Source organism: Pedobacter hiemivivus (genome assembly GCF_004331685.1).
Classification (GTDB): domain Bacteria; phylum Bacteroidota; class Bacteroidia; order Sphingobacteriales; family Sphingobacteriaceae; genus Pedobacter; species Pedobacter hiemivivus.
In genome coordinates this window covers 399002-421974 of record NZ_SJSM01000002.1, presented here as the reverse complement: position 1 = coordinate 421974, position 22973 = coordinate 399002, and the positions used below count along the sequence as shown (strand labels likewise).

The following is a 22973-nucleotide window of genomic DNA, read 5'->3' as shown; positions in this document are numbered from 1 at the left end:
AAAACCATAAATTCCAGTATTTTCTTATTGATTTTAATAGGACGCAACCAAGTTCATCAGCTCAATATTTGGTTCGACTTCCAGTCCACTGGCATCCCTTTGTTCCTGAAAAGCCTTAAACGAATCCATTTCGAGAAAAGTTTGTTGTGCTATTTCATCCTTATATAAGGATAGGTGTGTAAATGTCTTTCCATCTTCCCCCAGGTAAATACTATAACGAATGCCATCGTTATTCATTTTTTGCAAGTCATTTATAAATATGCTAATGTTCTCTTTGTTTTTAGCCACAAATGATGCTTTTACGGTATAAGTTACTTTAACGCTCTTCATAATTCTTTTTTTAATGATTTATCTGAACACAAGACAATCTTCAATTGACAATTGTGACAAAACAGGACAAAATCAATACCGATGTTCAGTAATCCGCTAAGCACTAACGAATTGAACAAACTGAATAAACCACCGAACAGCCAGCTTTATTACTTTCGTTTGTAATGTTGGCCAACATAGGCGTATCCTGAAAAGCCTTATACGAGTAAGGAAGAAATAAAAACATAGAATTACATCATTCCTAAAAACAAATTTTAAAACCATGAAAAAACTAGATTTAAACAATCTTGGTGTTCAAGAACTGAACACTGTTGAAATGACAACAGTAGAAGGTGGTGGTCTGCTAAGCGGACTTGGCTTTCTTAATGGATTAGGCTTAGGCAATTTAGGGGGCGCAACAGCTCCAGTAACAGGGGCTGTAAAAAGTATATTCACCGACACTTTTTCGTTTACTACCAAACAACTGCAGACTGTTTTAGGAGCCCTAGGCGGCTTGTAAAAAACAAATAAACTAATAAATAGCTGTTAACTAATCCTCCCAGTTAACGGCTATTTCAATATCACCGCTCACATGTCGCTATCCACTTATTCTTCAGCAGCCATTTCCAATACTTCCCTTGTTTATCGCTCCAAAATCAACAGGTCTACCCAAATTATTTACCTGGTAACCGTACTCACTATCCTGCTTACAATTGCAGCCCTACCCTTTATCAAAATACCCATCAGTGTAAAGAGCAATGGATTATTGCAATCTTCTATTGAAAAAACAGAACTTACCGTGCCTGTAAATGGCCGTTTGATAAAAATGCAATTAACGGACAACAAAAAGGTTAAGCAGGGAGAAACCTTATTAATTATAGATGCTACATTAGCCAAACAACAAGGCAGCATCGTACAAAACCGACAAGGTCAAACCGCAGCCTTTTTACAAGATATCCGCATCTTGATGGTATATATCAACCGTCATGGTTTCAGCTATCCCCCATTACAAACCGGACAATATACCGCTTCCTGGCAGCAATTTGCTCAGGAACTGGAAAATGCGCGTATCGCTAAAAATCAAGCCGAAAATACTTACGACCGCTACAATAAATTATACCAGAATAAGGCAATTACCGAATCAGAATATGAACGCTACAAATTCGAATTTGCACAATCGCAATCGGCTTATAAAATGATCATCAACCGCTATAAAACGCAATGGCAAACCGAAGCGAACAACCTTCGCACCGAACTACAACAGTTAAGTGGGCAACAGGTTGAATTGAATGAGCAAAAAAAGCAATATACCTTAAAAGCGCCAATTGATGGTTCGATACAAAACCTAACCGGACTACAAGTGGGTGCATACGTATTTGCAAGTCAAAAGATAGGCGAAATATCACCAAACGCGGCTATAACTGCATTTTGCTATGTTAAACCAGCTGATATAGGATTGATCAAAAAAGGACAGGATGTCCGTTTTCAGGTCGACGCTTTTAACTATAATCAATGGGGACTGGCAACTGGCAAGGTCCTCGACATTTCGGATGACATCATTGTCATCGATAATCAACCCGTATTTAAAGTCAGGTGCGATTTTACAAAAGGCTATCTGGAATTAAAAAACGGCTACAAAGGCTACTTAAAAAAAGGCATGAGCTTTACAGCTCGTTTTACCGTTGCCGAACGCAGTTTATACCAGTTGCTGTACGACAAAGTAGATGACTGGGTGAATCCAAACGTAAGCGGAAAGATATAAAAAAGGCTATGAGCATTAAAGTAAAACAACGTGACATTACTGATTGCGGAGCAGCTTGTCTCGCTTCTGTAGCTACACACTATAAATTAAATTTACCAGTTGCCCGAATCAGACAACTCGCAGGCACCGATAAAAAAGGCACCACCATATTAGGCCTTGTAGAGGCTGCACAAAAATTAGGTTTTGAAGCAAAAGGCGTTAAAAGCCCTTTCGAAAGTCTTTTTAAAATACCTACCCCTGCTATAGCCCATGTACTTGTAGACCAGGTTTTACAGCATTATGTAGTCATTTACAAAGTCAGTAGCAAGTTTATCCAGGTTATGGATCCCATTGATGGGCAAATGCAGCGCAAAACCCATGATGAGTTTGAAAAAGAATGGACCGGCACCTTAGTCCTCTTATTACCTGCGGAAACATTTGAACCCGCAGATGCAAAAACCTCCTTGCATGGGCGTTTCTGGAATCTGATAAAACCTCATAAGAGCATTTTAATACAAGCCTTATTTGGAGCCATTGTCTATACTATTTTGGGGCTATCCACTTCCATTTTTGTACAAAAACTAGTCGATTTTGTATTGGTAGATGGCAACAGGAATCTACTCAATCTTATGAGTATGGCCATGGTGGTGATCTTGACCGTGCAGCTTTTTATAGGCACAGCAAAAACCATTTTCACGTTAAAAACAGGGCAAATGATAGATACCCAACTCATATTGGGTTATTACAAACACCTGCTCAAACTACCACAACAGTTTTTCGACACCATGCGTGTCGGTGAAATTATTTCAAGGATCAATGACGCGGTAAAGATCCGAACATTCTTAAACGATGTCAGCATTAACTTTCTGGTCAACATTTTCATTGTCTTCTTTTCTTTTATCGTCATGTTTACCTATTACTGGAAACTGGCCCTATTGATGCTTGCCGTTATCCCGATATACCTTCTGATTTACATCGTAACCAATAAACTAAATAAAAAAGCACAACGTAAGCTGATGGAAAACTCTGCCGAACTGGAATCTCAACTGGTGGAGAGTTTAAATTCCATAGGTACCATCAAGCGCTTCGGGTTAGAGAACCATGCCAACGAAAAAACTGAAACCAGATTTGTAAAGCTGTTACAAACCGGTTTTACCTCTAACATGAACTCCCTATTCTCAGCAACATCCGCTGAGTTAATTTCACGATTGCTCAGTATTGTTTTACTTTGGGTTGGCGCTGGTTTTGTGCTCGACAATAACATTACTCCAGGTGAACTGCTCTCATTTTATACCCTTATCGGTTATTTTACCGGGCCAGTTTCCTCCTTGATCGGCATGAACAAGACTGTACAGGATGCTGTTATTGCTGCCGACAGGCTCTTCGAGATCATGGATCTTGAACGGGAGAACGATGAAAACCAGATTGAACTTACCGCAGATAAAATTGGCGATATACACTTTGAACATGTTTACTTCCGCTATGGAACAAGGGCTCCTGTGTTTGAAGATTTAAGTCTAACCATCCCTCAAGGAAAATTCACGGCAATTGTTGGCGAAAGTGGATCAGGAAAGTCCACACTCATGTCCATACTCCAAAGTATTTACCCCATACAAAAGGGCAATGTGAGCATCGGGAAATACGATCTAAAATACATACGGATGAACTCCCTCCGCCGCGCAGTATCTGTTGTACCTCAAAAAATTGACTTATTTGCCGGCAATGTGATCGACAATATCGCCATTGGCGATGATGAACCAGATATGCAGCGAATATTAGATATTTCAGAGCAACTTGGGATCATCGATTTTATAGAAACCTTATCCAAGGGATTTCAAACTTATCTAGGTGAGAATGGCACTACACTTTCAGGCGGACAAAGACAGCGCATTGCCATTGCCAGAGCGCTATACCGCAAGCCAGAAATTCTAATTTTGGATGAGGCTACCTCTTCATTGGATTCTGCCTCCGAACAATACGTCCAAAAGACAATTGATCTTTTAAAAGCGAATCACAAAACGGTGATTGTAATTGCGCACCGACTAAGCACCTTAAACCAAGCCGATAAGATCATTGTATTGGATAAGGGGGCTGTTGTAGAGCAAGGCACACACAATGAACTATTGTTCAACGCAAATTCGGCTTATGCCAATTTATGGAAAATGCAAATGCCCGAATTGTTAACCAGAACATAAAATAATGGCTTTATGATAATATTAAAAACTGTTTGCCCCTTCTGATAGTTTTAGAATAAGTAAACCGTTTTCTGTAAAATAAATAATAGCCAATGAAAACAGATCCATTTGTAATAGAAAGAACCTTTAGCGCAGCCCCAGCTAAAGTATGGGAAGCTATAACTGATACAAAAAAAATGAAGCAATGGTATTTTAACCTTGAAGCATTTAAACCGGAAGTAGGCTTTAAATTTCAATTTCTAGCAGGTAGTGACACCAAAAAGTACCTCCATATCTGTAAGGTTACTGAGGTAGAAGAAGGTAAAAAATTAACGTATTCCTGGTGTTATGACAATTACCCGGGGCAATCATGGGTTAAATTCGAACTTTTTGAAGCGGGTACAGATACCAGGGTAAAATTAACACATAGTGGCTTGGAGAGCTTCCCAAGCAAAGATGACCCTAATTTTGCCAAGGAAAGCTTTGCTGCCGGATGGACAGAAATCATAGGTAAGAACCTTAAGAATTTCGTAGAGCAGTAGAAACTTCGTAGCGTAATAAAATTGAAATGGGCTGTATCATTTTACATGATACAGCCCATTTCAGTTTTATTTTATCACTGTCGTTATCCTGAAGCGGTCGTCATCCTGAATTATTAATGACGATCGACTTATTTAGCATTAATAGCTTCCCAGATCATATCTTTCAACTGTACCAATCCCTTTTGGGCTACAGATGAGATAAATATGGATGGAATATTTTTAGGAAGTTCCTTTTTCATTTCCGCCATCAACTCATCGTCCAGCATATCTGATTTAGTAATCGCCAACAAATGTGGCTTTTGCATCAGTTCAGAATTGTAATCCTTAAGTTCAGATTTTAATATCTCGTATTCCTCTGTTATGCTTCTGTGCGTATCCGCCGGAACCATAAACAACAATACTGAATTACGTTCTATGTGACGTAGAAAACGATAACCTAAACCTTTACCTTTAGAAGCGCCCTCTATAATACCCGGAATATCGGCCATTACAAACGACTTGCTATCACGGTAAGATACGATACCCAGGTTTGGCACCAAGGTAGTAAAAGGATAATCAGCAATTTCTGGCTTAGCTGCCGAAACCACAGATAGCAAAGTTGATTTACCTGCATTAGGGAAGCCTACTAATCCCACGTCGGCAAGCACCTTAAGCTCCAGTACAATCCACTCTTCTCTTCCTGCCTCACCTGGCTGCGCAAAACGAGGTGTTTGTAGCGTAGGCGTTTTAAAATGCCAGTTACCCAATCCACCACGGCCACCGGCCGTTAGAATTTTAGTTTCTCCTTCTTCCGTAATTTCAAATAGCACTTCTCCTGTCTCCGCATCTTTAGCGATCGTACCCAGGGGCACGTCAAGAATTTCATCTTTACCAGACTTACCAGTAGATGTTCCGCTTGAACCAGATAAACCATCAGGAGCAATAATGTGTTTACGATATTTTAAGTGAAGTAGTGTCCAGAACTGAGTGTTACCTCTAAGGATGATGTGACCACCGCGACCACCATCACCACCATCTGGACCTCCTGTAGCTGTTCTTATATCACGGTGCAAATGTGCAGAACCTGCCCCTCCTTTACCAGAACGGCAGCATATTTTAACATAATCTACAAAATTGGAACCTTGCGACATAATTTCTGTTTTTTTTATAAATAACAATAGCGGGCAGCATTAAGTTCTGTCCCGCTATCAATAATGTTTTTGTACTAGTATTTGTCTATTACTGCGCTTAAATCAGCAAAGATGTTATCGATTTTACCGATACCATTTACTTTGCTCAATTTATTTTGTGCTTCGTAATAAGGCAAAACGTGGATCGTTTTGCTAAAATATTCTTCAATACGTTTTTGCAGCTTATCTGCCTGATCATCAACACGACCGGTTTCAATCTGGCGTTGTGCAATACGTTTAGTCAGTTCATCCTGATCTACATCAAGTGCAATTACACCCGCAATGCTACTGCCTTTGCTCACTAAAAACTCATCTAGTGCTTGTGCTTGAGGCACTGTGCGAGGAAAACCATCAAATATAAATCCTTTGGCCTGTGGGTTTTTATCCACTTCCTCTTCCAACATAGCGATGGTAATTTCATCAGGAACCAATTGACCTTCAGCAATTAAAGCACTCACTTGTTGTCCAAGTGGTGATTGATTTTTAATGTGTGCCCTGAAAAGATCACCTGTTGAGATGTGGATCAATTGATATTTTTCGATCAATTTTTCAGATTGGGTGCCTTTGCCTGCACCCGGTGGGCCAAAGAGAACAAAATTCAGCATTTGGGTTGTCTTTAAAGTTAAAAAGCCTTCTGCCAGCGTGGCATAAGGCTTTTGGTTGTTATTTAAGCTTTCAAAGTGGACAAGATGCAACTCAAGGAAGATTTAATAATACCTATTGTTACAAACTTTGACTTCACCATTGAAAATATTTTAATTTTACCTATTCAATCCAATCATTATAACACATCCATTTTCAATCCATTAAATCGCTGAATTCGAAAAATAAGGTGGTTAGTTTTGAGGCTGCAAATATATAATTATTAATTTACTATATTTATTTTTTTGCAAAATACTGAAGTCGATTCTGGGTATTAATCAAGTATCTCATCTAACATTCATTATGAAAGGAGCTTTATATTTCAAGTCATCAAAGCCTCATTTTAATACATATATTTCAAATTAAAACAAAAATATCTACCTTCGCCATAGATAATATATACAAATATGTCAACATACAGTAAGTTAAGTGATTACGAACTAACCACCCTATTAAAGGATGGTGATCGTATGGCCTTTACTGAAATATACGACAGGTATTTCTGGCAACTCCATGCCCACGCTTATAAATGGATGCGCAACCGGGAAGAAACCAAAGACATTATCCACGAGCTTTTTTTGGCCCTTTGGGAAAAACGGGAAACTTTATCTTTTGAGCCTAGCCTGCTCAGCTACCTCTCGGCAGCTGTAAGGAACCGTATATTTAATCTACTATCTCATAAACGTATTGAGTCAGCCTACTTAACCACACTGGAAACCTTTTCAAATGAAGACAACTGTGTTACAGACCACTTGGTTAGAGAAAAACAAATGACTGCACTCATTGAAAATGAAATTGCAGGTATGCCGGGAAAAATGCGTGAGGTTTTTCAATTAAGCAGAAAAGAGAACCTAAGCCATAAAGCCATTGCTGGTCAGCTTAACATCTCCGAATTAACCGTAAGGAAGCACGTTCAACATGCCTTAAAAATCTTACGCTTCAAAATCGGAATCTACCTGATTCTATCCCTGCTGATCGGTATTTAATTTTTTTCATTTTTATTTACCCCCTCCACAGTGTTCAACTGTATCTCTTTATAAGGCATTAAATGTCTGGTCGAATATGGAAGAAAAAAAGGCACAAGCACTGTTTCAAAAATATATAGCAGGTAATTGTACTGAAGCAGAAAAAGCGCTTCTTGAATCATGGTACCTCCAACATACCCCGGATATTTATCCGGATATGAATGTTGAAGAGCGCTTAGAAGACAAGCAGCAAATACTTGCAGCACTTGAACAAAGTATTGCACCTGTAAAACAAATTGTCTTTTGGCCAAAAATAGCGGCTGTAGCAGCTGTGGTATTCGCATTCGTCAGCTTTGGACTATATACTTATCTGGACAAAAATAAACCTGGACAGCACCATACAGCAGTGGCAAAAACGGATGTCCAACCCGGAAGAAATAAAGCAGTACTTAGGCTGGCAAATGGTCAAACTATTAATTTAAGCGGCGATAAAAAAGGAATTATCATTAAAGCCGATGAACTAGTCTACAATGATGGCACCCAAATTAGCACCAATGCGCTTAATGCTAAAGCTGCAGCACACAACATCATCAGTACCCCGGTAGGCGGACAATATCAGATCATTTTGCAAGATGGGACTAAAGTTTGGCTTAATTCGGCTTCATCATTAAGCTACCCGACCAGCTTTATGGGTAAAGAACGGAAAGTAGAAATTGCGGGCGAAGCTTATTTTGAAGTTGCACAAAATAAAGCTATGCCTTTTAAAGTGATGACTAAAGGTCAAACTGTAGAAGTATTGGGCACTCATTTTAATGTAATGGCTTACGAAAATGAACAGGCCATAAAAACAACACTACTCGAAGGATCAGTAAAAGTAAGCAACCAATCAGCCGCTAAATACCTCGTTCCAGGACAACAGGCTCAGGTAGCTGGACAGCACATTACAATTGCCAATCATGTCGATTTAGAGGAAGTCGTTTCCTGGAAAAATGGGTATTTCAAGTTTAATGAAGACATTAAAAGCATCATGAATAAAATTGCCAGATGGTACGATATAGACGTAGTATACAAGCCTGGAGTAGATTTAAACCAAACCTTTTCAGGTGAAGTCTCTAAAACCAGAAATGTGTCTGCCCTACTAAAGGTGATGGAACTAACCGGAAATGTAAACTTTAAAATTGAAGGAAGGAGGATCATCGTTATGCCATAAAACTACACATAAAGATGACCTTAAAAAGAAACCGGGAATGATTGGACTCATCCCCGGCAGAATTGTAAGGGCTCTAAAAACCGCGGCTTAAGCGGGATTATTATTGAATTGACAATTATCTAAACCCTAACTATCAAATGTATGATTTTTTACCTAAACGTTAAACGTGGTGGAAGCCACAGTATTATACGAAAACTCATCATGCGGATCAACTTATCCATATTTTTCATCTTACTAGCCATGATCCAAGTATCGGCCAGGGATGCATTCGCACAAAAAATTACGCTGGATAAAACCAATACCAGCCTTAACAAAATTATAAAAGAGATTCGCGCACAAAGTGGATACGACTTCTTTTATAACAATGCGCTAATTGTAAAAGCAAGACCGGTATCTATTCATGTTAGAAATGTATCGCTCGATGAAGCGCTACAAAAATGCTTTGCGAATCAAACATTTACTTACCGTATTACCGACAAAATGGTAATCATTATGGAAAAAGAAGAAGCTGCACCTACGCATACAACACTTGTACAAGAATCCATTACTGGAAAGGTAGTTGATACCACCGGGCTGCCTTTACCGGGTGCCACAGTAAGGGTAAAAGGTAGTACTAAAGTGACCATAACTGATGCTAGTGGCACATTTATTTTAAAGGATGTGAAAGAAAATTCGATCCTGGAAATTTCTTATTTAGGTTTTATAACCCGGGAAATAAAAGCCACAGCCAACATCGGTAAGATTATTTTACAGGTTGCACAATCAGGATTAAATGAAGTTGTAGTCACCGCAATGGGCATATCCAGAGAGAAAAAAGCACTAGGCTATGCGGTACAAGAAGTAAAGGCGGAAGAGCTGACCACTCGTCCAACTAATGCTTTGAGTGCCATTTCCGGTAAGGTATCTGGCCTGCAAGTCATTTCCTCTGGAGGTAATATGGGTGGTTCAACACGTGTCTTACTCCGCGGTATCAATTCTATAACTGGCAGTAACCAACCTTTATATGTAATTGATGGCACACCGATAGACAACTCAGACCTGAACACCTCTTCCACCGTAAATGGAAGTGCTGGTAAAGATGTAGGGAACATGATACAGGATCTGAATCCTGATGACATAGAAAACATTTCAGTCCTAAAAGGACCTTCTGCTGCCGCACTATATGGCTCGAGAGCTGCCAACGGAGTAATTTTAATTACGACTAAAAAAGGAAGTAAGAACGAAAAATTCGAGATTACCCTAAATACCGGAATTGATTTAGAGAACATTATCCGACTACCTACAAGACAGCATCTATACGGACAAGGCTATGCCAATACCTTTGCTAAGGCCACAATTAACGGAAAGGAATATAATATCGTAGATTATGCTGCTGATGAAAGCTGGGGGCCAAAATTGGATGGAACGCCTGTATTACATTGGTATAACCTGGATCCAGAATATCCTGCCGATTATCTAAATCCACAGCCATGGGTTTATCCTAAGAATGATGTCAACTACTTTTTCCGCACCGGTATTGCCAATACCAATAACATTGCGGTTAGTGGATCTAGCGGCCAAACCAATTACCGTTTATCCTATACCAATAAAAATGTACGTGGTACAATTCCAAATTCCAGTTTAGGACGTAATGCCGTAAACTTTTCAGGTTCTACACAACTAGGCATTGTAAATGTATTCAGCAACCTGAACTATGTCAAAAACAACACGCTGGGCAGACCCTGGACTGGGGCATCCAACCGGAACATCATGCTCGAAGCCTTCCAATGGGGCGGAGTACAGGTGGATTACAAAAAACTAAGCGAATACAAAAGAGCCGATGGTACTGCGCGCCCATGGAACAGAACAGGATATCAGAATACAGCTACTGACGAAGCAACCCGATTTATTGACAACCCATACTGGTCTGCCTACGAAAGTTACATGGAAGAAAATCGCGATAGAATTTATGGAAATATGGGCTTCACAGTGGATGCCAATAGCTGGCTTAAACTAACTGGAAAAGTACATGCCGACATCTACACTTCTGAGTACCAAGACCGCATAGCGGTATATTCACGTTCTCAATCACAATATCAGGAGTATACCAATCATTTTAACGAATTCAATTACGAGTTCCTGGCTTCAGCAAAGAAAAGCTGGGCAGATTTTTCCCTATCGGGTAATATTGGGGGAAACATCAGAGATCAAAAACGCCGTATTAGTGATGGATTAACTCAAGGGGGTCTCATTATCCCGCAATACTACAACCTTAAAAATGCACCTATCGTGCTAAACAACAATAACTTTTTCCACAAAAAAGTCTATTCTTTATACGGCAGTTTCTCGGCCGGATGGAAAGGAATGCTTTACCTCGATGGAACTTTGCGTAACGACTGGTCTTCGACCCTTCCTGTAGACAACAATTCATTCATTTACCCATCACTTACCGGAAGTTTTGTATTTAGTGAACTTGCAGGTTTAAAAAAACAAGAATGGCTTGATTTTGCCAAAGTACGTTTAGGCTGGGCACAGGTTGGTAATGATACGGACCCATATCAACTACTCCCCGTTTTTGAAGCGCAACAACCATTTAATGGAACTGCGAATTATCGTTTGCCAGTTACACTAAATAATCCGTTGTTAAAACCTGAGATTACCAGTTCTGTAGAAACAGGGATAAATGTACAGATGTTTAAGAATCGTTTAGGGCTTGATGTAACGTATTACAACAACAACAGTCGCAACCAAATTCTTCCTGTACCGATGTCTGCCGCCTTTGGATATGACAACAAAATACTAAACGCGGGAAAAATAAACAATAAAGGTATAGAGGTGACCTTAAATGGCACACCGATAAAAAGTAGCAACTTTGAATGGAACAGTACACTGAATTGGTCTAGAAACCGGAACAAAGTGGTTTCCTTAGACAAAGGTGTAAACACTCTTGAACTCAGCAACCTGCTGGTAACTTTGGTAGCACAGGAAGGCAAACCTTACGGACAGATAATGGGGAATGACTTTGTGTATGCGCCAGATGGACAACGCGTGGTACAGGCAGACGGCACTTACCTTAAAACCTCACAACAAGTAGCATTAGGAAGTGTGCTACCCGATTATTTGTTTGGTTTTCAAAATACTTTCACTTATAAAAAAATGCGCCTCAGCTTCCTCATAGATGGGAGAATGGGAGGAAGTTTCTTCTCCCAGACCTATAAAGTAGGCATGTATGCGGGCGTATTGGATAAAACTGCAGCAAATGGCATCAGGGAAACTGGCATTGTTGTAGATGGCGTAAAAGCCGATGTAGCTTTCCATCCTGATGGTTCGTATACAGTGACCAATACCCGTAAAAACGACACTAATATATCGGCACTGGCCTGGGCAAGGAATGAGTACAATGGACCAACTACTTTTAGTGTGTTTGATGCTTCATATATTAAGCTAAGAGAGCTTACCCTGGGCTATACTTTCGACCTGAAAAAGAACAGCGCAATTCGCTCCCTTGGTCTTACTGCCTACGGAAGAAACCTTTGGAACATCTATACCAAAAGTAAATACATTGATCCAGAATTCACCAATAGTGGCGGAAATGTACAGGGCATAGAGGGCGGTAATATTCCAGTCCCTATTACCTATGGTTTAAATGTAAGTGTTAAGTTTTAACCCTAAAAATTACTGAGATGAACTTTTATAACAAAATATCAGCCATTGCACTCTTGTCTCTTACTGCATTTATTTCATGCAAGGATGAGAACCTGGCCGAAATCAATATAGATCCCAACAGACCGGGCAATGTGACTACTCCTACCTTAATTTTATCTGCTGAAAAACAAGTCATGGACAATGTAAGGAATCTGGATTTCTCCTTGAATGGCACCATGCTGTTTGCACAGTACTACAGCCAGAATATTTATACAGATCAAAGTCGTTACGATCTTCCAAAGAGCACTTCGGATCGCTATTGGGCTGATGGGTTTAAAGCTTTAAACAACTTAAATGAGATCATTAAGCTCAACACCAATCCAGCCACTAAAGCCATTGCCGCTGCTGGCACTGTTGCGGGTACAAATGCCAATCAGATTGCGATTTGTCGTGTGCTAAAGGCCTTTACCTTCCATTCCCTAAGTGATGCTTTTGGCGATATACCTTACCAATCGTTCGGTAACGCAGATCCTTCATTTGAAGCTTTGCAGCAAAACCCTGACAATTATACCCCGAAGTATGCTACTCAGGAAAAAATTTATACGGACCTGCTGAACGAACTGAAACAGGCGGCGGATACCTTATGGAAATATTCGACAGCCAATACTTTTGGCGCTTCGGATATTATATACAAAGGCAAGAATGAAAACTGGGCAAGATTTGCCAACTCATTACGTCTACGCCTGGCTACCAGAATCCGTACTAAATTACCTACGCTTTCGCAGCAACATTTTGCAGAAGCATTAGCACAAGGTGTATTTACATCCAATATACATACTGCTGCTTTTAAATACAGTACATCGGCGCCAAACGAAGCTCCGCTTTATAAAGCAACGATTACCGCCAACCGTCAGGATTTTGCGGTATCACACATCCTCATCAATTCCTTAAAAGGAGAATTGGGCCCTTTTAACACTTTAGATCCTCGTTTACCGATCTATGCAAGGCCTAATAAAAACAATGAGTATGTAGGTCAGCCTTATGGTTTACCATTAGAAGCTGCCGGGATTAATAAACCTGCCGACATCAGTTTACCAGGTACGTTGGTTAATGCGGCTGATTTTAGTGAAGTACTTCAGGAGTATGCAGAGGTAGCATTTCTAATCTCTGAATATCAAAACTGGAGCGATAGCGAATACAAAAAAGGGGTCGTAGCTTCCCTAACCCGCTGGGGCATTGCAGAACCAACCGCACAGACTTATGCAAACAATCTACCTGCAGCAACTAAAGAGAGGGTGTTAACACAAAAATACTTTGCCCTTTATACCCAAGGACTTGAATCCTGGTCGGAAATTCGCCGCACTGGCTTCCCTAACTTTTTGGTTAAACCAAACGATGTGGTATGGACAAGGGTTACCCCTACAGAAACCTTTAATTACGTTTTCAAACCAGTGTTTGGAAATGGCATACCTAAACGCATCTATTATCCAATAAAAGAACAAAGTGTTAACAAAAACAACTACCAGCAGGCGCTTGCTGCCCAAGGAGATGATGTGATTACGACTCCCATCTGGTGGAATAAATAAATACAGCTATGAAAACACTATTAGTTTACCTAATCTGCTTATTCCCTGCCATTTTAATGGCTCAGGATAGCAATCCTGATGATAGAGGGTACAAAGTAAAGCTGGGTGATCAGGCCCCCAATGATTTTAAACTGGTTTTATCCAACGGGGAAACCACTAGCCTATCCAAATTGAAAGGAAAAGTAGTTGTTCTACAGTTTACGGCTAGCTGGTGCGAAGTATGTCGCGAAGAAATGCCACATCTGGAAAAAGATGTTTGGCAAGCGTATAAGGATAAAGGACTAATGCTAATTGGTGTAGATCGTGATGAACCCCTAAAGGTTGTGCAAAAATTTGCAAAGGACATGAAAATCACTTACCCATTGGCACTTGATCCTGCTGCAGATATTTTTGGTCGCTTTGCAGATAAAAAAAGCGGCGTGACCAGAAATGTAGTAATCGATCAGCAGGGCAAAATTGCCTACCTGACACGGTTATACAATGAAGAGGAATTTAAAGGTATGCTTGCCGCAATTGAGAAATTGCTGAAATAGTAAAGTAACACAACTGAAAACGGCTAAGAACGGATGTTCTTAGCCGTTTCTTTTTCTAGTATTTCAATTGCCGCCTAAGTTTTGCCGCTTCTGCTTTAGAAAGCACTACCGGGTTAAAAACAATGGCACTAAGCGGTACATCATTTTTATCTGTGGCCATCTGATTAATCGCATCTGCTACTTCCATTCCGCCTACTATTTCTCCAAAAATGGTATAATCCTGATCCAGATTTGGTGTGCCTCCTATTGTTTTATAAACTGTTCTTTGCGCTTCCGGGATCTTTCTGTTTTTCTTCTGCTCAATGGCATCCAATTGTGCATCATTTTGTTTTTTGCCTACTACCAGATAAATCTGTGTAAAGTATGATGCTTTATCAGAATTGTCATCTCTTCCAGCCCCCAAAGCTCCCTTTTTATGAAATAGCATAGGTTTAATCTCCGCCGGGAACCGCTTTGTACCTAGCTCAGGATGTTGTTTCTCTCTATTCAAAATGGTATCATCCAATTCGCCACCTTGACTTACAAAGGATTTTATAACCCGATTAAATTCGGCGTCTTTATACAATCCTATTTTAATGCCGTTTAAAAACATATCACGATGCTTTGGCGTTTCATCGTACAGCATAATCGTGATGTCACCTTTATTGGTTACAAAACGTACAAATGTAGATTGCGCTTTTGTTAACGTAACAAGCAGAATAAGGGAAAGGGAGAGTAATAGTTTTTTCATTGGTATGTAGATGTGTATTTTTTCCGTTCTAATTTTTTATTGTAAAGTAAATATAGTATTCTTTGGATGATTGTCTAATTTGCAAGATGAAGTTCATTAGAATCGCCCCACATCCCAATCTAACACAGCTCATTGAATGTTATTGGATGATGCAAAGCGATGATCCAACTCCCAGGATAGAAAAGATCATTCCAGATGGCTTTACCGAGCTGATCTTCAATTATGGAAGTGTCTATAAAGCAAAAACAGATAAAGAGTGGCATGTACAAAGCCCAAACTTATTAGCCGGGCAGATCAGCAGCTATTTTTACCTCGAAAACACCGGACCTACAGGATCTTTTGCTATCAAACTGAAACCGGCTGCATTAACTCAGCTATTTAACCTAAACATGCAGCAGTATCTGGATAAAATAGTTGATCTAGATACTTTCCCCAATCAACAGCTCTCTACCTTAAAAGACAAAGTGCTTCCATTCGAAAATGAGGACCAGCTTAAACTTGTTTTAGATAATTACTTTATTGAACTCAATAAAAACGTACCCGAAAATCCGCTAAAAGATACACTAGACCTCATATTTAATTCAAATGGAATGATCTCTGTAGCTGAGATGACTGCAGTTGCAAGGTTTGGTGAACGCCAATTGGAACGCTTGTTTAAAAAACACATCGGACTTTCGCCGAAATATTATGCCCGCATCATTCGGTTCAATTACATTTTTCAATTGATCAAATTAAAAAATAGCAGCTGGGCGGAAATTGTTTACCAATCTGGTTATTACGACCAATCACACTTTATCCGCAACTTCAAAGCTTTTACAGGTGAAGACCCTTCCTCCTATTTCTTTGAAGAGAAAAACATGGCTAATTTTTTCTTAAACAAGTAAATGAACCGAGTCGGTTTTGTACAATACTACTGAATTGACCATACTTATATTTGGTTAAAAAAACATTATGAGAACAAAAAAGCTACTTATTATCATCGCAATCTTACTAATGATGTCCGCTGCTTATGCACAGGAAACCAACAAACAGAAATTCAAAAAATTGGAATGGCTGGTGGGCAAATGGATTAGAACCAATCCCGAAGCTGGACAAGCCGGTTATGAAACCTGGAATAAAGTAACAGATTTAAAACTTAGTGGGAAGGGCGTAACACTAAAAGGAAAGGAAACCATTTTCTTAGAGCACCTTGAGTTTATCGTAAAGGGGAAAGATATTTTTTATTCAGTGCTAGTTACAGGTGAAAAGCTGCCAACTTATTTTAAACTGACAGCTTTAAGTGCTAATGGCTTTACCTGCGAAAATCCAAAGCATGACTTCCCTAAAAAAATAACTTACCAGCGCAACGGGAAGAAGGTAAAGGCAACCATTTCAGGTAATGGCCAAAGTATGGATTATAATTTTGTGGCGGAAGATTAGCTCCGCCTCAAATATTTAATTACGGCCATCAAATCTTCCTCTCCAAGTCCATCTGCCGCCGCAGCTTCAAATGTATTTAATAGTGGAGCAGAAAGCGGTGAGTTTAACCCGGCCTCTTTTGCCAGTTTTAGATCTTTAACAATGTATTTTAAAGCAAATGCTGATGGAAAACTATCAGCCAATACAGATGGGGTTTTCAATTTAATGATTCCATTTCCGCAAGCACCTTCATTGATAATGGTTAACATATTTTCTTTACTAATGCCATTTTGCTCGGCAAAAAGAACAGTTTCAGCCAATGCCTGAATGTTGATACCCAACAAGTAATTAATGGCCAACTTTGCCGAACTCCCTGCACCCTCAGAACCTAAATACAAAGCAAGTTTCCCCAATACATCTAAAACCGGCTTAGCCTTTTCGAAATCTTGCGCTTCACCGCCGACCAGAATGATCAATTTACCCTCTCTTGCAGGTTGCACACTACCGGAGACCGGAGCATCCAAAAACGACACTTGTTTAGTTCTGCAAAGTGCAGAAAGATAGCGAGAGGTCTCTGGTGCAACCGTACTCATGTCTATGAATAGCTTTCCTGGCTCTGATCCTCCAGAAAGCAAGCCATCAGTCTCATTGTAAACAGATTTCACGGCTACATCATCCGAAAGCATTGTAAAGACTACATCGCAATGCGATGCTAAGTCCTGAAGAGTTTTTGCTGACCTCGCTCCTGCGGCAATTAATTCCTGTTCTTTATCCTTACTGCGGTTAAAAACCGTCAGCTCATATCCAGAGTTGAGGATGTTAAAAGCCATTGGCGTACCCATATTGCCTAGTCCGGCCCAACCTATCTTTAATTTTTTCATATTTTATATCCACCTAAGGAGAGCTACCAAATTTAGCGAACGAAAATTAAAAAAACAGCCTGCCTTTCAATAATTACAGATCACCCGCAGCCGTCCATGATGGATCCGATTTGTAAAAATATTATCAAAATACTTAAATACCATCCAAAAACGCTGACCTAACTCCAGAAAGTTACCTTAAAGGTAACTTTTATTGAACGGCATTTAAGCGGACAATGAACGGACATTGATCGGACACTGAACGGGCTGAGCCGCTCAGTGTCCGATTAATATTCCTTAAGTAGTGGTAAAGTAAATTACTTTTTACTATAGCCAGAGTGAACCCACATAGTAACGGGGGCTGCAGTTAATATTTCCAGAATACCCCTTGTATATATTAAATTTGTAATCCATAATTTCTATTCAATGGTTTCAGAATCGATCACAAGAAAAGCATTCATTCGCAGTTCATCTATTGCAATAGCGGGTGTAATGGCCGGTAGTCAGGATTTAAGTGCAAAACCTGTGTCAGCGCAAGACAGCTTCGACAACCTTTAAAGGAAAATCCTTTGTTCTGAAAAATGTCCGAAATTTGGCAACCGGAAGAAACTTGATAAGTAAATGCAAAAAGCCTTAGATTTCTCTAAGGCTTTTTGCATTTACTCCCCTATAGAACTAAATTTAGCGATTATTCTTATCTTAAAATAGTGATAAATCCTTTTAATTTTGGACTGCCATTACCAAAATCAATGACATAGAAATAGGTTCCTTCCTCCAGGACGGCGCCATTTAACATACCATCCCAGCTGTTGTCGTAGCTTTTCTTACTATAAATTTGTCTTCCGGATCGATCAAAGATTTTCACCTCATTATTTGGATAATAATCAAGGTTATCGATCAACCATTTGTCATTATAACCATCACCGTTTGGTGAAAGGATATTGAGTGCTTTAACCTTAGCATAATCATCCAGAATGGTAATGGTAAACTGCTGAACCTGCGTACAACCACTTACATTGCTTACCGTCAGGGTGTACGTCGTGGTTTGTGAAGGTCTGACCGTAAGGACCGCAGTGTTGTGCCCGCTAATAATTCCTGAGGCATTTGCCCATACATAGCTACTTCCTCCTGTCGCACTCAACACAGCGACTTCTCCCTTGCTCATCTGTGTCCCTTTATCACTGCTGATGGATGCAACCGGAAGAGGGTTGACGGTGATGACAAATGACCTGCTAAAGGTATCTGTTCCACCATTAGCCGTCCCACCACTGTCTTTTACCGTTACGGTTATGGTTGCCGTTCCGGACCCTACCCCCTCCTTAATGCGGTAGGTTAGGTTTCCTGTAGCTCCGTTACCGCTTACATTCAGATTTTCAAATAGCGAAGAATTACTGCTGACGCTTAAAGTCGTACTTTGATTGGTCTCAGGACCAGCAGAAATGCCGGTCAGTGGCAAGACTTGTGTAGTTGTGGCATAGCAAATCGCCTGACTGGCAATGGCAGCCAGCGTTGGTACTTCATTGACATCATTTAGGGTAATGCTAAGTTCCTTTTCCAACCATAATCCATAGACGGAGTTTGATCTTACCCTGATGTTGTAGTTGGATTTATTCTCGAAATCAAGACTGGCAACTGTGCTGATCTTGTTTCCGCTGATTGCAAACAAGCCATTGTCTGTATCACCAGTTCCAGCAACCAGGCTGAAGGTAAAGGTATCCATTGGATCTTCGGAAACACTACTAAAAGTACCTGCATCCGCTCCCGCAGACTGGTTTTCAAATAAAGGTATCGCAGCTAATGTAATCACATTTGGCGCAGCCGGTTTGATTTTCAGTACCCCAGGAGCATAAGTAATGCTATAGTTGGCAGCAGCAGCCCCTGAGACCGTAATGGCATAATCGCCAATTGGACTATTGGTTGTTGCGGTGGTACTTAACACTGGCTGAACCGAAAGTGACGAATTGTCCTCACCATTGGCAAACCCGGTATATCTGGCTGTTAAGATCGGATTGTCCCTCCCTGAAAATTTCGCTTTGTCTTCTGCTATAACGACAAGTGCCTTTTTTCCAATGCTAAGCACACCGTTGGTATAGGTGATGGCATAATTATCGAGGCCTATTCCGGTAGCTGCAGCGGGAGTAATGGAATATGCGGCTCCTGTTACACTCGCTGTAGCCGCTGCACCACCACTAGTTAAGGTAACTCCCGTAACGGTATTTCCGTTAACTAATCCTACCGGGATAAATTCAGTTCCTGTAAAGGTTACAGCATCACCATAAGTTTTACTTTGGTTATTTGCAATAATGGTCAGCACTTTTTGAGCTATAGTAAGGAGCCCATCTGCATTGGTTAAGGTATAATTGGCGAGTTTACTGTCCGGATCCGTCAGTGTGGCGACAATCGGATAGTTGGTTCCTGCAGTAGCATTAGCCGTAGCGCCTGTACTATTACGGGTTAAGCTGATATTGTCATTGTTCACTTGTCCGGTAATTGAACCGATAAAGTCAAGATTGGTCAGCACCTCACCATAGGCTTTTGAGCGATTGGTATTGACAACGCTGAGGGCTTTTTTATCCACATTTAGCACACCATTTACATAGGTAATGGCATAGTTTTCCAATCCCGTTCCTGTTGCGGCAGCCGGAACAATAGGATATGGGCCGGCGATCACAGTTGCGGTTGTGATGGCACCTGTACTGGTCAAGTTGACACCTGTAACGGTATTTCCGTTGATGAGTCCTGTGGTGGTAAATTCCGTAACTGTAAAGGTTACTGCATCACCATAAGTTTTACTTTGGTTAGTTGCAATAATGGTCAGCACTTTTTGATCTACAGTAAGGAGCCCGTCTGCATTGGTTAAGGTATAATTGGCGAGTTTACTGTCTGGATCTGTCATTGTGGCGACAATCGGATAGTTGGCTCCTGCAGTAGCATTGGCCATAGCGCCAGTACTATTACGGGTTGAGCTGATATTGTCATTGTTCACTAGTCCGGTGATTGAACCGATAAAGTCAGGATTGGTCAGCACCTCACCATAGGCTTTTGAGCGATTGGTATTGACAACGCTGAGGGCTTTTTTATCCACACTTAGCACACCATTTACATAAGTAATGACATAGTTTTCCAATCCCGTTCCTGTCGCGGCAGCCGGAACAATAGGATATGGGCCGACGGTCACAGTTGCAGTTGTGATGGCACCTGTACTGGTTAAGTTGACACCAGTAACGGCATTTCCATTGATGAGTCCTATGGTGGTAAATTCAGTTCCTGTAAAGGTTACTGCATCACCATAAGTTTTACTTTGGTTATTTGCAATAATGGTCAGCACTTTTTGAGCTACAGTAAGGAGCCCGTCTGCATTGGTTAAGGTATAATTGGCGAGTTTACTGTCCGGATCCGTCAGTGTGGCGACAATCGGATAGTTGGTTCCTGCAGTAGCATTGGCCGTAGCACCTGTACTATTACGGGTTAAGCTGATATTGTCATTGTTCACTAGTCCGGTGATTGAACCGATAAAGTCAAGATTGGTTAGCACCTCACCATAGGCTTTTGAGCGATTGGTATTGACAACGCTGAGGGCTTTTTTATCCACGCTTAGCGCACCATTTACATAGGTAATGGCATAGTTTTCCAATCCCGTTCCTGTTCCGGCAGCCGGAACAATAGGATATGGGTCGGCGGTCACAGTTGCGGTTGCGATGGCACCTGTACTGGTTAAGTTGACACCCGTAACGGTATTTCCGTTGATGAGCCCTATGGTGGTAAATTCCGTAACTGTAAAGGTTAGGGCATCACCGTAAGTTTTGCTGCGGTTATTTGCAACAATGGTCAGCGCTTTTGGGGTGATAGCAAGGTTTACAGCCTCATATGTTAACGCGTAGTTACTGCTCAAGGCCACTGTACCCTGTGTAATTGCATAGGTGTTGATGGTCTCGCCCGGGGTACGGGTCAGTGCACCCGTGAAGGCATCAGAACCAACTAATGAACCGATAGTAACCGCATAAGTCAATGCTGGGTCAGCATCACCATAGATCTTACTTTTCGCATCTGCTGTTATAGTAACGGGTTTTTTGCTGACAATAAGATTCTGTTCCACCAGACTGGCGGCATCATAATCAGCATCGCCAGCTTGACTAGCTGTTATTTTTGCTGTGCCTGCACTTTTTATCGTTACGGTATTTCCGCTTATGGTAGCAACTAATGTATTGTCAGATATATAGCTGATGGTTAGTCCGGAACTTGCAGTCGCAGGCAAAGTTATGTCAGCATCACCATATATAGTTGCCGAAGGTGCATTAAAGGTAATCGTTTGAGCAGCTAAACGAATTATCGATACCGTATAGGTTTTCGTCGTTGTACCGTCCTGGGCAGTGACCAACGTGGTCAGTGTATTACTGCCCACATTCAGCGCGATAGCACCCGATGCGCTGCCGCTTGTTGCCGCAGCCCCGTTCACCATAATGGTTGCATTAGCTTCCTCAAGAGCCGCGGTCACCGTAACCAAGGTTATACTATTGCCAACCGTAGCTGAATAGCTGGTGGTCCCGGAAACAAAAACCGGCGACAAAGTACCTTCGCTGAGCGACAGTGCAGATAGGTTGGCATTGGTAGAGGGCGCTGCCTTAGTTGTAAAGCTTAATACCAAGCCAGAGTTGTCTCCAACACTATTGGATCCATTAACTTTATAGTAATAAGTAGTAGATGCACTTAAGCCTGTTAAAGCCGCGGATACAATTGTATTACTTATTCCTGAAGCCGTACCAGGTGTAGCAGCTATAATTGTTCCTCCCCCGGCGGAAACCACAGATTCATCCGTACCATAGGCAAATGTTATGGTGGTATTCGCAGAATTAGCATTTACTGTTCCATTTAATGTTGCCTCTGTAATGGTAATCACAGTAGCAGCAGCAGTTGTAGTTATTGGTGCCGAAGCAGGAGGTACAAAAATTACCGGATCGGCTGCAGACAATGTAGAAAAAGTGGTACTGGTAAAGGTGTTTTCCAGATACTTATCAACAGTATTTATTGAAGTCCCCGTTGTAACGGTATAAGTAACGTCGGCTTCAGCGGATTTATAGAAAAGTTGCAGCAGGCTTTCAGTGTTGCTATTAAGTTCTGCTGTAAAATAACTAAAGCCCAGGCTTCCCGTAAAGGTTAGCGGGACACTAAATTTATAGCCCCTGTTTATTCCTGATCCCGCATCACCCGTAACAGGTGTGGCTGATTTCTCTAAACTCAGATCAATTAATGTAAGATCAGCTGAAGGCTTTAATCCCAAACCATCTGATGAGAACATCGATCCCGTTTTTATATATATGCCCTCTGTTCCTGCTTTTAACTGTGCTCGTGCGCCTGTTATAAAGGAGTGACTTAAGAGGACTAAAGCTATTATTTTATAATACTTTTTCATTCCCATATCATTACATAGTGATCAATTACTCATCTCAAATGAGCCATAGTATATATGGATTTTCAATAAGAGAGTTTGCT

At 40.8% G+C, this 22973-nt stretch carries 18 protein-coding genes; 12 read left to right on the top strand and 6 right to left on the bottom strand.

Annotation, left to right across the window (positions count from 1 at the left end; translation table 11 throughout):
* Positions 1 to 33: 33 nt before the first annotated feature.
* On the bottom strand, positions 34 to 330 hold the full coding sequence (locus tag EZ444_RS04850; RefSeq protein WP_131607591.1) for a hypothetical protein: 297 nt from the start codon (positions 328 to 330) through the stop codon (positions 34 to 36).
* A 262-nt stretch (positions 331 to 592) separates the two neighbouring features.
* On the opposite strand from EZ444_RS04850, the gene EZ444_RS04845 reads away from it, so the two are divergent.
* The 4 genes from EZ444_RS04845 to EZ444_RS04830 all read left to right on the top strand — a co-directional run bounded on the left by EZ444_RS04845 (position 593) and on the right by EZ444_RS04830 (position 4766).
* Complete coding sequence (locus tag EZ444_RS04845; protein WP_131607590.1) at positions 593 to 829, top strand: hypothetical protein; 237 nt, start codon at positions 593 to 595, stop codon at positions 827 to 829.
* Positions 830 to 901: 72 nt separating this feature from the next.
* The gene (locus tag EZ444_RS04840) at positions 902 to 2071 is read left to right on the top strand and encodes an HlyD family secretion protein (RefSeq protein WP_131607589.1); all 1170 of its coding nucleotides are present in this window, start codon (positions 902 to 904) and stop codon (positions 2069 to 2071) included.
* 8 nt (positions 2072 to 2079) lie between these two features.
* On the top strand, positions 2080 to 4245 hold the full coding sequence (locus tag EZ444_RS04835) for a peptidase domain-containing ABC transporter (RefSeq protein WP_131607588.1): 2166 nt from the start codon (positions 2080 to 2082) through the stop codon (positions 4243 to 4245).
* A 92-nt stretch (positions 4246 to 4337) separates the two neighbouring features.
* Positions 4338 to 4766 carry an SRPBCC family protein gene (locus EZ444_RS04830; RefSeq protein WP_131607587.1) on the top strand — a complete coding sequence of 143 codons (429 nt, stop codon included), beginning with the start codon at positions 4338 to 4340 and terminating at the stop codon, positions 4764 to 4766.
* A 128-nt stretch (positions 4767 to 4894) separates the two neighbouring features.
* Here the strand turns inward: EZ444_RS04830 and obgE are convergent, their stop codons facing one another.
* Together obgE and EZ444_RS04820 are read right to left on the bottom strand one after the other, a co-directional pair.
* Positions 4895 to 5896 carry a GTPase ObgE gene (gene obgE, locus EZ444_RS04825; RefSeq protein WP_131607586.1) on the bottom strand — a complete coding sequence of 334 codons (1002 nt, stop codon included), beginning with the start codon at positions 5894 to 5896 and terminating at the stop codon, positions 4895 to 4897.
* Positions 5897 to 5970: 74 nt separating this feature from the next.
* The gene (locus EZ444_RS04820; RefSeq protein WP_131607585.1) at positions 5971 to 6540 is read right to left on the bottom strand and encodes an adenylate kinase; all 570 of its coding nucleotides are present in this window, start codon (positions 6538 to 6540) and stop codon (positions 5971 to 5973) included.
* Between the two features lie 444 nt (positions 6541 to 6984).
* On the opposite strand from EZ444_RS04820, the gene EZ444_RS04815 reads away from it, so the two are divergent.
* The 5 genes from EZ444_RS04815 (at position 6985) to EZ444_RS04795 (ending at position 14495) form a co-directional block, all read left to right on the top strand.
* Entirely contained in the window at positions 6985 to 7563 is a 579-nt protein-coding gene (locus tag EZ444_RS04815; protein WP_131607584.1) for an RNA polymerase sigma factor, read from the top strand.
* Positions 7564 to 7639: 76 nt separating this feature from the next.
* A complete protein-coding gene (locus EZ444_RS04810) occupies positions 7640 to 8752 on the top strand; it encodes a FecR family protein (RefSeq protein ID WP_131607583.1) in 1113 nt (370 codons plus the stop codon).
* A gap of 141 nt (positions 8753 to 8893) precedes the next feature.
* Positions 8894 to 12397: a SusC/RagA family TonB-linked outer membrane protein gene (locus EZ444_RS04805; protein ID WP_131607582.1), complete on the top strand. Its 3504-nt coding sequence runs from the start codon at positions 8894 to 8896 to the stop codon at positions 12395 to 12397.
* Between the two features lie 17 nt (positions 12398 to 12414).
* Positions 12415 to 13962, top strand: coding sequence for a SusD/RagB family nutrient-binding outer membrane lipoprotein (locus EZ444_RS04800; RefSeq protein WP_131607581.1), 1548 nt, complete (start codon positions 12415 to 12417; stop codon positions 13960 to 13962).
* Positions 13963 to 13970: 8 nt separating this feature from the next.
* Complete coding sequence (locus EZ444_RS04795) at positions 13971 to 14495, top strand: TlpA disulfide reductase family protein (RefSeq protein WP_131607580.1); 525 nt, start codon at positions 13971 to 13973, stop codon at positions 14493 to 14495.
* 55 nt (positions 14496 to 14550) lie between these two features.
* Here the strand turns inward: EZ444_RS04795 and EZ444_RS04790 are convergent, their stop codons facing one another.
* Positions 14551 to 15225, bottom strand: a complete 675-nt coding sequence (locus tag EZ444_RS04790; RefSeq protein WP_131607579.1) for a peptidylprolyl isomerase — start codon at positions 15223 to 15225, stop codon at positions 14551 to 14553.
* 86 nt (positions 15226 to 15311) lie between these two features.
* Here EZ444_RS04790 and EZ444_RS04785 point away from each other — a divergent pair, with 86 nt between their 5' ends.
* A complete protein-coding gene (locus EZ444_RS04785) occupies positions 15312 to 16109 on the top strand; it encodes a helix-turn-helix domain-containing protein (protein WP_131607578.1) in 798 nt (265 codons plus the stop codon).
* A 67-nt stretch (positions 16110 to 16176) separates the two neighbouring features.
* Positions 16177 to 16644 carry a DUF6265 family protein gene (locus EZ444_RS04780; RefSeq protein WP_131607577.1) on the top strand — a complete coding sequence of 156 codons (468 nt, stop codon included), beginning with the start codon at positions 16177 to 16179 and terminating at the stop codon, positions 16642 to 16644.
* On the opposite strand, the gene EZ444_RS04775 is transcribed toward EZ444_RS04780, so the two are convergent.
* Entirely contained in the window at positions 16641 to 17504 is an 864-nt protein-coding gene (locus tag EZ444_RS04775; protein ID WP_131607576.1) for an NAD(P)-dependent oxidoreductase, read from the bottom strand. The genes EZ444_RS04780 and EZ444_RS04775 overlap by 4 nt on opposite strands.
* A gap of 405 nt (positions 17505 to 17909) precedes the next feature.
* Here EZ444_RS04775 and EZ444_RS27730 point away from each other — a divergent pair, with 405 nt between their 5' ends.
* Entirely contained in the window at positions 17910 to 18041 is a 132-nt protein-coding gene (locus tag EZ444_RS27730; RefSeq protein WP_262711241.1) for a hypothetical protein, read from the top strand.
* 136 nt (positions 18042 to 18177) lie between these two features.
* Here EZ444_RS27730 and EZ444_RS04770 read toward each other — a convergent pair whose 3' ends face one another.
* Positions 18178 to 22893: an MBG domain-containing protein gene (locus tag EZ444_RS04770; protein WP_165503529.1), complete on the bottom strand. Its 4716-nt coding sequence runs from the start codon at positions 22891 to 22893 to the stop codon at positions 18178 to 18180.
* Between the last annotated feature and the right edge of the window lie 80 nt (positions 22894 to 22973).